The 11432-nt window shown below is 72.5% G+C and carries 7 protein-coding genes; 2 read left to right on the top strand and 5 right to left on the bottom strand.

The features are described from left to right. The first annotated feature begins 87 nt into the window (after positions 1-87). The gene (locus tag ACWGKQ_RS44810) at positions 88-2940 is read left to right on the top strand and encodes a DEAD/DEAH box helicase (protein ID WP_453297834.1); all 2853 of its coding nucleotides are present in this window, start codon (positions 88-90) and stop codon (positions 2938-2940) included. A gap of 70 nt (positions 2941-3010) precedes the next feature. On the opposite strand, the gene ACWGKQ_RS44805 is transcribed toward ACWGKQ_RS44810, so the two are convergent. The 5 genes from ACWGKQ_RS44805 to ACWGKQ_RS44785 all read right to left on the bottom strand — a co-directional run bounded on the left by ACWGKQ_RS44805 (position 3011) and on the right by ACWGKQ_RS44785 (position 10380). After that, entirely contained in the window at positions 3011-3559 is a 549-nt protein-coding gene (locus ACWGKQ_RS44805) for a DUF1062 domain-containing protein (protein WP_453297833.1), read from the bottom strand. A 212-nt stretch (positions 3560-3771) separates the two neighbouring features. Continuing rightward, positions 3772-5427, bottom strand: coding sequence for an allophanate hydrolase (gene atzF / locus ACWGKQ_RS44800; RefSeq protein WP_453297832.1), 1656 nt, complete (start codon positions 5425-5427; stop codon positions 3772-3774). Positions 5428-5444: 17 nt separating this feature from the next. Beyond that, positions 5445-8957, bottom strand: coding sequence for a 5-oxoprolinase/urea amidolyase family protein (locus ACWGKQ_RS44795; protein ID WP_453297831.1), 3513 nt, complete (start codon positions 8955-8957; stop codon positions 5445-5447). Then, on the bottom strand, positions 8954-9559 hold the full coding sequence (locus ACWGKQ_RS44790) for an urea amidolyase associated protein UAAP2 (protein WP_453297830.1): 606 nt from the start codon (positions 9557-9559) through the stop codon (positions 8954-8956). The genes ACWGKQ_RS44795 and ACWGKQ_RS44790 overlap by 4 nt, the downstream gene beginning before the upstream one ends. Beyond that, positions 9556-10380 (bottom strand): urea amidolyase associated protein UAAP1, encoded by an 825-nt coding sequence (locus ACWGKQ_RS44785; protein WP_453297829.1) that lies wholly within the window; start codon positions 10378-10380, stop codon positions 9556-9558. The genes ACWGKQ_RS44790 and ACWGKQ_RS44785 overlap by 4 nt, the downstream gene beginning before the upstream one ends. Before the next feature lie 197 nt (positions 10381-10577). Between ACWGKQ_RS44785 and ACWGKQ_RS44780 the strand changes: the two genes are divergently transcribed. Then, positions 10578-11204: a TetR/AcrR family transcriptional regulator gene (locus tag ACWGKQ_RS44780; protein ID WP_453297828.1), complete on the top strand. Its 627-nt coding sequence runs from the start codon at positions 10578-10580 to the stop codon at positions 11202-11204. Positions 11205-11432: the final 228 nt, after the last annotated feature.

The following is an 11432-nucleotide window of genomic DNA, read 5'->3' as shown; positions in this document are numbered from 1 at the left end:
CTGCCTGGCCTCCCCAACCAATCTATTGCTCCCCGCTACACCCCCCGGGGCCACCTCTTCGTCGTCCGTTGTCCCATGTTCCGGATAATGATCGTCCTGTTGTCAGTGGGGACCGGTACGCTCGAAAGCACGATGACAGAGGACCTCTCACCGGCCGAGCGGTATGCGGCGGCCCGCAGGCGGGCCGCCGAGCAGGCCACCGCGCTCGCGTCGTTCCGCGAGATGTACGACTTCGGCCTCGACCCCTTCCAGATCGAGGCCTGCCAGGCGCTCGAAGCCGGAAAGGGCGTACTGGTGGCCGCCCCCACCGGCTCCGGCAAGACGATCGTGGGCGAGTTCGCCGTCCACCTCGCCCTCAGGCAGGGCAAGAAGTGCTTCTACACGACACCCATCAAGGCGCTGTCGAACCAGAAGTACGCCGACCTCTGCCGCCGCTACGGCGACGGCATGGTCGGCCTGCTCACCGGTGACAACAGCATCAACCCGGACGCCGCCGTGGTCGTCATGACCACCGAAGTCCTGCGGAACATGCTGTACGCGGGCTCCCAGACCCTCATCGGCCTCGGCTACGTGGTCATGGACGAGGTGCACTACCTCTCCGACCGCTTCCGCGGCGCCGTCTGGGAAGAGGTGATCATCCACCTCCCGGAGTCCGTGACCCTGGTCTCCCTGTCGGCCACCGTCTCCAACGCCGAGGAGTTCGGCGACTGGCTCGACACCGTCCGCGGCGACACCGAGGTCATCGTCTCCGAGCACCGGCCCGTCCCGCTGTTCCAGCACGTACTCGCCGGACGCCGGATGTACGACCTGTTCGAGGAGGGCGAGGGCCACAAGAAGGCCGTCAACCCCGACCTCGCCCGGCTGGCCCGGATGGAGGCCACCAGGCCGTCGTTCCAGGACCGCAGACGCGGCCGTGCCATGCGCGAGGCCGACCGGGAGCGGGAGCGCAGGCAGCGGTCCCGGGCCTGGACACCGGGCCGCCCCGAAGTCATCGAACGGCTCGACGCCGAGGGCCTGCTGCCCGCCATCACCTTCATCTTCAGCCGCGCCGCCTGCGAAGCCGCCGTCCAGCAGTGCCTGTACGCGGGACTGCGGCTCAACGACGACGAGGCGCGGGAGCGGGTGCGCGCCCTCGTCGAGGAGCGCACCTCGTCGATCCCGCCGGAGGACCTGCACGTCCTCGGCTACTACGAGTGGCTGGAGGGCCTGGAGCGCGGCATCGCCGCCCACCACGCCGGCATGCTCCCGACCTTCAAGGAGGTCGTCGAGGAACTGTTCGTACGCGGCCTGGTGAAGGCCGTGTTCGCCACCGAGACCCTCGCGCTCGGCATCAACATGCCCGCCCGCTCGGTCGTGCTGGAGAAACTCGTCAAGTGGAACGGCGAGCAGCACGCCGACATCACCCCGGGCGAGTACACCCAGCTGACGGGCCGTGCGGGCCGGCGCGGCATCGACGTCGAGGGCCACGCGGTGGTGCTGTGGCAGCGCGGCATGAGCCCCGAGCACCTCGCCGGGCTGGCCGGCACCCGCACCTATCCGCTGCGGTCCAGCTTCAAGCCGTCGTACAACATGGCCGTCAACCTGGTCGACCAGTTCGGGCGGCACCGCTCCCGGGAGCTGCTGGAGACGTCGTTCGCGCAGTTCCAGGCCGACAAGTCGGTCGTCGGGATCTCCCGTCAGGTGCAGCGCAACGAGGAAGGGCTCGCCGGCTACAAGGAGTCCATGACCTGCCACCTCGGCGACTTCGAGGAGTACGCGCGGCTTCGGCGGGAGTTGAAGGACCGGGAGACCGAACTGGCCCGGCAGGGCGTGTCCCAGCGGCGCGCCGAGGCCGCCGTGGCACTGGAGAAGCTCAAGCCGGGCGACGTCATCCACGTCCCGACCGGCAAGTACGCCGGGCTCGCGCTGGTCCTTGACCCCGGGCTGCCCGCCGGGCGGTCCAACGGCCACCGCGGCTTCGAACAGCACGACGGGCCCCGGCCGTTGGTGCTGACGGCCGAGCGGCAGGTCAAGCGGCTCGCCTCCATCGACTTCCCGGTGCCGGTCGAGGCGCTGGAGCGGATGCGGATCCCCAAGTCCTTCAACCCCCGCTCCCCGCAGTCCCGTCGGGACCTCGCCTCCGCGCTGCGCACCAAGGCCGGGCACATTCCGCCGGAGCGGGCCCGCAAGCAGCGGTCCCAGGCGGCCGACGACCGCGAGATCGCGCGGCTGCGCACCGCGATCCGCGCGCACCCCTGCCACGGCTGCAACGACCGTGAGGACCACGCCCGTTGGGCCGAGCGCTACCACCGGCTGATCCGGGACACCTCACAGCTGGAGCGGCGGATCGAAGGGCGGACCAACACCATCGCCCGCACCTTCGACCGGATCGTGGCACTGCTGACCGAGCTGGACTACCTGCGCGGCGACGAGGTCACCGAGAACGGCAAGCGGCTGGCGCGGCTGTACGGCGAACTCGACCTGCTCGCCAGCGAGTGCCTGCGCGCGGGTGTCTGGGAGGGGCTCGGCCCCGCCGAACTCGCCGCGTGCGTCTCGGCGCTGGTGTACGAGGCCCGGGTCAGCGACGACGCGATGGCGCCCAAGCTGCCCTCCGGGAAGGCGAAGGCCGCGCTCGGCGAGATGGTGCGGATCTGGGGGCGGCTGGACGCCCTCGAGGAGGACTTCCGGATCACGCAGACCGAGGGGGTCGGGCAGCGCGAACCCGACCTGGGGTTCGCCTGGGCCGCGTACATGTGGGCCACCGGGATGGGGCTGGACGAGGTGCTGCGGGAGGCGGAGATGCCGGCCGGCGACTTCGTCCGGTGGTGCAAACAGGTCATCGACGTACTGGGACAGATCTCGGCCGCGGCCCCGGTGGAGGGTTCGACCGTGGCGAAGAACGCACGCAAGGCGGTCGACCTGGTGCTGCGGGGAGTCGTCGCCTACTCGTCGGTGGGATGACGGATGTGAGCCCGTGAGGCCTGTCCGGCGGATCCGATCCGCCGGACAGGCCCCCGCTTTCGGTACGGGCTCAGCGCTTGAGCGTGAAGGTGAAGTCGCCGGAGAGCCTGCTGTTCAGCCGGACCGCCGACACGATCTTCCCCTCTGCGACCAGCCGCTCGACCTCGGCCCGCGGCAGAGCGCAGCCCTCGGAGACCAGCCGCACCGGCCGGACCGGGATCCGCGCCGCGAAGCGGACCGAGACGTCGATCACCTCACGGTCCAGGTGATCCGATCCGCCGGTGTCGAGGCGCCAGGCGTTGTCCCAGTCGAGGGCGATGCGGTTACGGTGCCGCACGACCGGATCCCGGAGCAGCTCGGCCGCCAGACCGGGGTCGTTGCCATGCAGCCGCTCCAGCAGTTCGGGCCGTACGGAGCGCACGTTCGCCCGCTCCAGGAGCGTCAGCTTCGCCGTCTCCCCGCACCCGGTGCAGAGCACGAGGAGCCAGGCGTCGATGAGCTTGTGGTGTGCGTTGACGCGGAACTTGCCGCTCGCCCGGAAGCGTTCCGACCCGCACGTGTGGCATCGGCGCAGGACAAGCGGCAGGCAGGTGGGCATGACCACCCAGTTGGTGAGCACAGAAGTACACCGGTTCCAGTGAGAAATCCGCAGCAAGAAGAGGCGCGGCGCACAGCACAGGCGCGACGCGCGACCGATCAGCGCTCGGGAGGTCTCACACGGTGTACAACGGCACGTCCTTGGTCAGACGACTGGGGCCGGCAGCACGGTAACGGCGCACAGCGGCGCCGTTCCAGTGGTTTTCCGGGTTTTCCGAGGGCCGGGCACGGCCGTCAGCCCTCCGCCAGGAAGGCTCGCCAGCCTCCGTGGTGCGTGATGTCCTCGGCGTCCGCAAGCGCGCCCGGCTCGCACAGGAAGCCGGGGACGCTGGTGCCGTCGGCCAGTTCCACGCTGCCCAGGGCCATGGGCCGGGGGAGCGCGGCCAGCAAGCGGCCCAGGCCCTCGGCCGGCAGGCTCCACACCTCCGCCTCGATCGCCGCCCCGCCCGCTCCCACGTTCACCAGACCCGGCTTGGGCGGAGTCGTCGCAAGGGCGTGCAGGCGGTACGACGGAGCCGTCGTCGTCGTGCGGTCCAGTACCGCCCCCAGCGCCAGGAGCTGGGGGTTGAGCGGCTGACCCGTCAGGTGGGCGCCGACCACCGCCAGGCTCACCCGCGGCTCCAGGGCCCGGGCGATCGTGGCCAGCCGGCCGTCCGTGAACGCCGGGCCGATCAGCATCACGCCGAACGGCAGACCGTTCACCTCGCCGGCCGGTACCGCCACCGCCGCCAGGTCGAAGAGGTTCGTGGAGTTGGTGAAGCGGCCCAGGCGGGCGTTGGCGCCCAGGGGGTCGGCCGCCACCTCGGCCAGGGTCGGGTGGCCGGGGGCGGTGGGGAGCAGCAGGGCGTCCGCGTCGGCGAGTTCGGCCAGGGCGCGGGCGCGCAGGTCCGCCAGCCGCTCCTGGTCGGCGAAGAGCCGGTGGGCCGGGATGTCGCGGGCCCGGGTGATGATGCCGGCCACGGTGGGGTCGAGGCCCTCGCCGCCGGAGGAGATCAACTTGTCGATGAAGGCACCCACCGCCGTGTAGCGCTCGGCGACGAACGCGCCCTCGTAGAGCATCGCCGCGGCCTCGGTGAACGGGGTCAGGTCGAGGGGGCGGATCGAGGCGCCCGCTGCCCTCAGCCGGTCCACCGCCGCCTCGTAGGCCTCCGCCCAGCCCTCGTCCAGCTCGCCGAGCTGGGGGAGGGGCGGGACCGCGATGCGCCAGGGGGCCGGGGGGCGCGGGGGGAGGGACGGGAGGGGACGGTCCGGGTGGTATGTGACATAGCACAGGGCCTGCTCCGCCTCCGCCAGCGTCCGGGCGAACACCGTCACGCAGTCGAGCGACGCGCAGGCCGGGACGACACCGGCCGTCGGCACCAGGCCGCGGGTCGGCTTCAGGCCGACGATGCCGTTGAAGGCCGCCGGGACCCGGCCGGAGCCCGCGGTGTCCGTGCCGAGGGCGAGGTCGACGATGCCGAGGGCCACGGCGACGGCCGAGCCGGAGCTGGAGCCGCCGCTGATCCGGGCGGGGTCGATCGCGTTGCGGACCGCGCCGTGCGGGGAGCGGGTGCCCACCAGGCCGGTCGCGAACTGGTCGAGGTTGGTGGTGCCGAGGGCGAGCGCACCGGCCGCGCGCAGCCGGGCCACCACCGGGGCGTCGGCCTCCGGTGTGTAGGCGTACGCCGGGCAGCCCGCGGTCGTGGGCAGCCCGTGTACGTCGATGTTGCCCTTGGCGGCGAACAGGCGGCCCGCGAGGGGGAGGTGTTCCCCCGCGGCCACCCGCTCGTCGACGGCGCGGGCCTCCGCCTCCACCTCTGCCCGCGGGCGCAGGTCGATCCAGATCTCGGGGCGGTCGACCGCTTCGATGCGCGCGTAGGCGGCACGGACACGGGAGACGGTGCTGGACATGCTCTTGCTCCTGTCGCTCAGTTCGCGGCCGGCGCCAGGACGAGCAGTGCCGTCCCCGCCTCCACCTGGTCGCCGGGCCGGGCCAGGATCTCCGCCACCACACCGGGCATCGGCGCGTGCACCCTGGACTCCATCTTCATCGCCTCCAGGGCGAGGAGCGGCTGACCCGCCGTCACCTCGTCGCCCGGTGCGACGTTCAACTGCCATACCGAGGCCGCGAACTCGGCCTCTATCAGGCGGCCGCCCGGCGGGACGGACACCTCGGCCGGGGCGGCGGCCGGTGCCGCCGAGGCCTCCGCCCGCGCGAACTCGCCCGCCGCTTCCCACGCGTCGCGCTCCGCCGCGAAGGCCGTCTGCTGCCGTGACCTGAACTCCGCGATGGACCCGTCGTGTTCGGCGAGGAAGGCCTGGTACGCGGAGAGGGAGAAGGTGCCCTCCTCGATGCGCGGGACGAAACGGCCGGAGACGATGTCGGCGCGCAGGTCGAGGAGTTCGTCGGCCGACACCGGATACCACTTGATGCGGTCGAAGAAGCGCAGCAGCCAGGGCGAGCCCGGCTCGAAGGCGCCGCGCTGCTGCCAGCCCGACCACACCTGGGTCGTCCGGCCGACGAACTGGTAGCCGCCGGGCCCCTCCATGCCGTAGATGCACAGGTAGGCGCCGCCGATGCCGACGGAGTTCTCGGCGGTCCAGGTGCGGGCCGGGTTGTACTTGGTGGTGACCAGGCGGTGGCGCGGGTCGAGCGGGGTGGCCACCGGGGCGCCCAGGTACACGTCGCCCAGGCCCAGGACCAGGTACTCCGCGTCGAACACCGTCCGGTAGACGTCGTCGACCGCGGTCAGGCCGTTGATCCGGCGGATGAACTCGATGTTCCAGGGGCACCAGGGGGCGTCGTCGCGGACGCCCGCCATGTAGCGGGCGATGGCCTCGCGGGTCGCCGGGTCGTCCCAGGAGAGGGGGAGGTGGACCGTGCGGGAGGGGACCACCAGTTCGTCGGTGGGCGGCAGCCCGAGGACGATCTCCCTTACCAGGAGCAGGAGTTCGGCCTGCGAGAGGGTGCTCGGGTCGGTCCGGATCTGGAGCGAGCGGATGCCCGGCGTGAGGTCGGTGACCCCGGTCGGGTCCGCCGCCGTCACCGCCTCCATCAGCGCGTGGACGCGCATCCGCAGGGCGAGGTCCAGCTGCATGGGACCGAACTCGACCAGCAGGTTGTCGTCGCCGCTGCGCCGGTAGGTCACGTCACCGTCCCGGGCCAGCACACCGCCGTCGACGATCTCGGGGCGGGGCGCCCCCGTCGTGTCGACCGGGGTGAAGCGGACCGTGTCACCGGGGCGGAGCTGGCCCAGCTTCCAGCGCTCGCCGCTCAGGACCGTCGCCGGGCAGACGAAGCCGCCGAGGGAGGGTCCGTCGGGGCCGAGCAGCACCGGCATGTCGCCGGTGTAGTCGACGGCGCCGACCGAGTACGGGGTGTCGTGGATGTTGGACGGGTGCAGGCCCGCCTCGCCGCCGTCGGTGCGCGCCCAGCGCGGCTTGGGGCCGACCAGCCGGACCCCGGTGCGCGCCGAGTTGAAGTGCACCTTCCACTCGGCCGCGTAGAAGTCCCGGATGTCGTCCTCGGTGAAGAACTCCGGGGCGGCATGCGGGCCTTCGACGGCCGCGAGCTGCCAGTCGGCGGTGAAGCGCGGGCGTTCGGCGACCGGCTCGCCGTCCGTCACCGCTCCGCCGTGCAGGACGTCGCCCGTGCGCAGGGCCCGGCCGCCGTGACCGCCGAACCGGCCCAGGGTGAAGGTGCTCGCGCTGCCGAGGAAGGCGGGCACGTCCAGGCCGCCGCCGGCGAACAGGACGTAGGTCCGCAGCCCGTGCTCGGCCGGGGCGCCGATCTCCAGCAGGCCGCCGGCCGGGACCGTCACCGGTTCCCACTGGGCGACCGGTGTGCCGTCGACCGTCACCGGGGCCGGGGCGCCGGTCACGCAGACGGTGGTGGGGTGGGTGAAGCGCAGGGACGGGCCCTGGAGGGTGCATTCGAGGCCGGGCGCGCTCTCCGGGTTGCCCAGGGCGTGGTTGCCGAGGCGGAAGGAGCGGTCCTCCATCGGGCCGCTCGGGGGGACGCCGACCTGCCAGTAGCCGGTGCGGCCCGGCCAGTCCTGGACGGTGGTGAGGGTGCCGGCGGCGACGACCTCGATCCGGGGGGTGGGGTCGGTGACCGTGGCGAGGGTCGCCGTGGAGTGGGCGGCCGAGCGGAAGTCCCGGCCGGCGAGGGCCGCCCGGACCAGGCCGAGGTTCGTCTCGATACCGTCGACGCGGGTGCCGGCCAGCGCCTCGTCCAGCCGGCGCAGCGCCTGGGCGCGGTCGGGGCCGTACGCGATGACCTTCGCGAGCATCGGGTCGTACGACGTCGTCACCTCGGTGCCGGTCTCCACCCAGCCGTCGACGCGTACCCCGTCCGGGAACTCCACCCTGGTCAACAGGCCCGCGCTGGGCCGGTGTTCGCGGGACGGGTCCTCGGCGTAGACGCGGGCCTCGACGGCGTGGCCGCGCGGTGCGCCCGGGTCGCGGACGACGTCGCTCTCGCCGCGCGCGAGGCGCAGCATCCAGGCGACCAGGTCGACGCCGTAGATCTCCTCGGTGACCGGATGCTCCACCTGGAGGCGGGTGTTGACCTCCAGGAAGTAGGCCTCCTCGCGGGCCGCGTCGTACACGAACTCGACCGTGCCCGCCGAGCGGTAGCCGACCGAGGCGCACAGGTCGCGGGCGGCGGTGGCGAGTTGCGCGCGGACGTGCGGGGGCAGGCCGGGGGCGGGGGCCTCCTCGACGACCTTCTGGTTGCGGCGCTGGAGGGAGCAGTCGCGGTCGCCGAAGGTGACGACCCGGCCGGCGCCGTCGCCGAAGACCTGGACCTCGACGTGGCGGGCGTGCTCGACCAGGCGTTCCAGGAAGACCCCGGCGGAGGAGAAGGAGGCGGCGGCCACCCGCTGGACGCGGTCCCAGGCGTCGGTCAGTTCATCGGCCGATCGACATGCCGACATGCCGATGCCGCCGCCACCGCCGGTGGCTTTGAGCATGACCGGGTAGCCGATCGCGGCCGCCTCTCGGAGGGCCTCGTCCAGGTCGCGCAGCAGCCCGGTGCCCGGTGCCAGCGGTACCCCGGCCGCCTGCGCCGCCGCCCGTGCCGTGTGCTTGGCGCCGAACAGCTCCAGCTGCTCCGGGGCCGGGCCGACGAACACGATCCCGGCCTCCTCGCAGCGCCGGGCGAAGCCGGCGTCCTCGGAGAGGAAGCCGTAGCCGGGGTGGATGGCGCCCGCGCCGGTGTCCTTGGCGGCCTTCAGCACCAGGTCCGCGTCGAGGTAGGACTCCTTCGCCGGGGCCGGGCCGAGGCGCACCGCCTCGTCGGCCAGACGTACGTGCGGGGCCGAGCGGTCGGGGTCGGAGTAGACGGCGACCGTGCGCAGGCCCAGTTCGCGGGCGGTGCGGATGATGCGGACGGCTATCTCGCCGCGGTTGGCGATCAGCAGCTTCTCGAAGGAGGTCATCCCGCGGCCCCGGTGACCGTCATCTGCACGGCCGTCGGGTCGAAGCCGTTGCAGGGGTTGTTGATCTGGGGGCAGTTGGAGACCAGGACCAGGACGTCGCGTTCGGCGCGCAGGGTCAGCTTCAGGCCCGGGGCCGAGAGGCCGTCGACGATGCCGAGGGTGCCGTCCTTCTCGACCGGCACGTTCATGTACCAGTTGATGTTGGAGACCAGGTCGCGCTTGCCGAGGCCGTACTTCGCGCCCTCCGCCAGGAAGTTGTCCACGCAGGCGTGCTGCGACCAGGTGTGGTGGCCGTAGCGCAGGGTGTTGGACTCCTTGGAGCAGGCGCCGCCCACCGTGTCGTGGCGGCCGACCTCGTCGGCGGTCACGGTCATCAGCGGGGTGTGCTCGTTGGAGAGCAGCACGCTGCCGGTGGTGAGGAAGAGGGAACCCTGGGCGTGGATGGTGTCCGGCGCGCTGTAGCGGACCGCCGTGTCGTGGGCGTCGTAGACGAGGAAGTCGACGGCCTGGTTGCCGTGCAGGTCGGTGATGGTGAGGCTGTCGCCCTCGCGGATCACGGCGGACCAGGCGGCGCGGGCCGGGACGACGGTCTGCGTGCTCATGCGAGCCCCCTCGCGGCGAGGAATTCGGCGGTGTTGAGGAAGGCGCGGCGGCCTTCGGGGGTGGCGTCCCAGAGCGGGTCGCCGGGCGGGGTGGGGGCGGCGCGCCAGGCCAGTACCTCCAGGGGGGTGCTGACGTAGTCGGTGCGCGGGTCGGCCGGGTGCGGGACGTTCGCGATCAGTACGGTCACGTCCTGCTCGGCGCGGAGCGTGACGCTGCCGCCGGGGCCGGCCGAGCCGGTGAAGTCCAGCGTGCCGTCGTCGCGCACCTCCACGCCCTGGAAGAACGACAGGGACGGCGGCAGGTCGCGCGGTTCGAGGCCGTTCTTGGCAGCCGCCAGCTTGAAGAGCTCGCGGCCGGCGGGGGAGGGCGACTGCGGGGTGCCGTCGCCGTACCTGTGGGTGTTCCGTACGAGGGTGGAGGTGCCGCACAGCGCGTCGTGCCGGCCGGAGGTGTCGGCGACCACGGAGGCCAGCACCCGGCCCTGGTCGGAGAGGAGCAGCACGCCCTCGCCGAGGTAGGCGTTCCACTGGACCTTGACCGTGTCGGCGACGTTCAGCCGCTCCCAGGGGCGGCCGTCGGCGTACAGCAGGAGGTGGGCGCAGGCGTCGCCGCCCGGGTCGGTCAGGCGCAGCTCGGTGCCGCGGGCCAGGACGCGGTGCGTGTAGTTGCCGCCGGCCACCGTCTCGGCCCACACCAGGTGGCCCGCCTCGCAGGGCGGGTCGGGCCAGTCGGCGGCCGGTACGACGGGCATGGCCTCGGCGCGGGTGCCCTCCTGGGCGCGGGCGTGCGCCCGGGCCCCGTACGTGGTCGCTGTCGCCATCGCTGACCTCCGGCTCCTTGGACTCGAGTCCGACTCAGGGATATTTCTGTCGCCCGACAGAAATTAGGTGCGGGCCGGGTCGGCGGTGTTGCCGTGGCGTTCCGGCCCGGTTACCGAGGGCTCACCGGGGGCGGGCGGCCCGGCGGGCGGGGCGTCGGAGTGATCGCCGTACGACGCCGTGTGCGAGGATCGAACGCATGGGGACGAGCAGTGGCCGCCGGGTGGGCCGGCCGCGGGCCGCGCAGCGACCGGACAGCGGGCTCGAGCCGCGGGCCGAACTGCTGGCTGCCGCGGCCGAGTTGTTCACCACCCGCGGCTACGCGGCCACCACCACCCGGGCCGTCGCCGAGCGGGCGGGCATGCGGCAGGCGTCGATGTACCACTACGTCTCCGGTAAGGAAGATCTGCTCGCCGAGCTCCTTGAGTCCACCGTCACGCCGTCCCTGGCCTGCGCCCGGGAGCTGCTCGCGGATGACGCGGCCCCGGCCGAGGAGCGGCTGCGGGTCCTGTGCCGGGCCGACGTGGAGCTGCTGTGCGCCGGGCCGCACAACCTCGGCGCGCTCTACCTGCTGCCCGAGGTGCGCACCGAGCGGTTCGCCGGCTTCCATGCCGTACGGGCCGAACTCAAGGACGCCTACCGGCAGTTGATCGCCGCCACGGCGGCCGGCGGCGCGCTGGCCAAGGGGGAGCTGGAGCTGCGGACCGATCTCGTCTTCGGCTTGATCGAGGGCGTGATCCTCGTCCACCGCTCCGAACCGGAGCGCCCCGCCCGCGAGTTCGCCCGCGCCACGGCCGACGCCGCGCTGCGGATCGTAGGGGTCTGAACCCGGCGGAGGTTTCGCCTCGGAGAGCCGTTTCACCCGTCACGGTGAGTCACTCTCGCGCGTCCGTACGCCGTCACGGAACGTGTGCGAACAAACTCTCTGTGTGCAAAATGACCGAGGGTACTCCAGTCCTTTGGGCGTTTTCAGGTGCTTGCCGAATATGACACGGCGTTGATCCGGTCGGACTAAGCTCGCCCGCGGCGCACCGAGTTGAGGTGAATTCGTGCG

It is taken from the genome of Streptomyces sp. NPDC054770 (assembly GCF_053611985.1).
Note: the sequence above shows the minus strand (reverse complement) of the source record. Positions and strands in the feature narration are given on the sequence as shown.

What these genes read in the sequence shown, in the direction of transcription:
- ACWGKQ_RS44785 (WP_453297829.1), bottom strand. Translation starts at nt 10,380, where the DNA reads ATGGCGACAGCGACCACGTACGGGGCCCGGGCGCACGCCCGCGCCCAG.
- ACWGKQ_RS44780 (WP_453297828.1), top strand. Translation starts at nt 10,578, where the DNA reads ATGGGGACGAGCAGTGGCCGCCGGGTGGGCCGGCCGCGGGCCGCGCAG.
- ACWGKQ_RS44810 (WP_453297834.1), top strand. Translation starts at nt 88, where the DNA reads ATGATCGTCCTGTTGTCAGTGGGGACCGGTACGCTCGAAAGCACGATG.
- ACWGKQ_RS44795 (WP_453297831.1), bottom strand. Translation starts at nt 8,957, where the DNA reads ATGACCTCCTTCGAGAAGCTGCTGATCGCCAACCGCGGCGAGATAGCC.
- ACWGKQ_RS44790 (WP_453297830.1), bottom strand. Translation starts at nt 9,559, where the DNA reads ATGAGCACGCAGACCGTCGTCCCGGCCCGCGCCGCCTGGTCCGCCGTG.
- atzF (WP_453297832.1), bottom strand. Translation starts at nt 5,427, where the DNA reads ATGTCCAGCACCGTCTCCCGTGTCCGTGCCGCCTACGCGCGCATCGAA.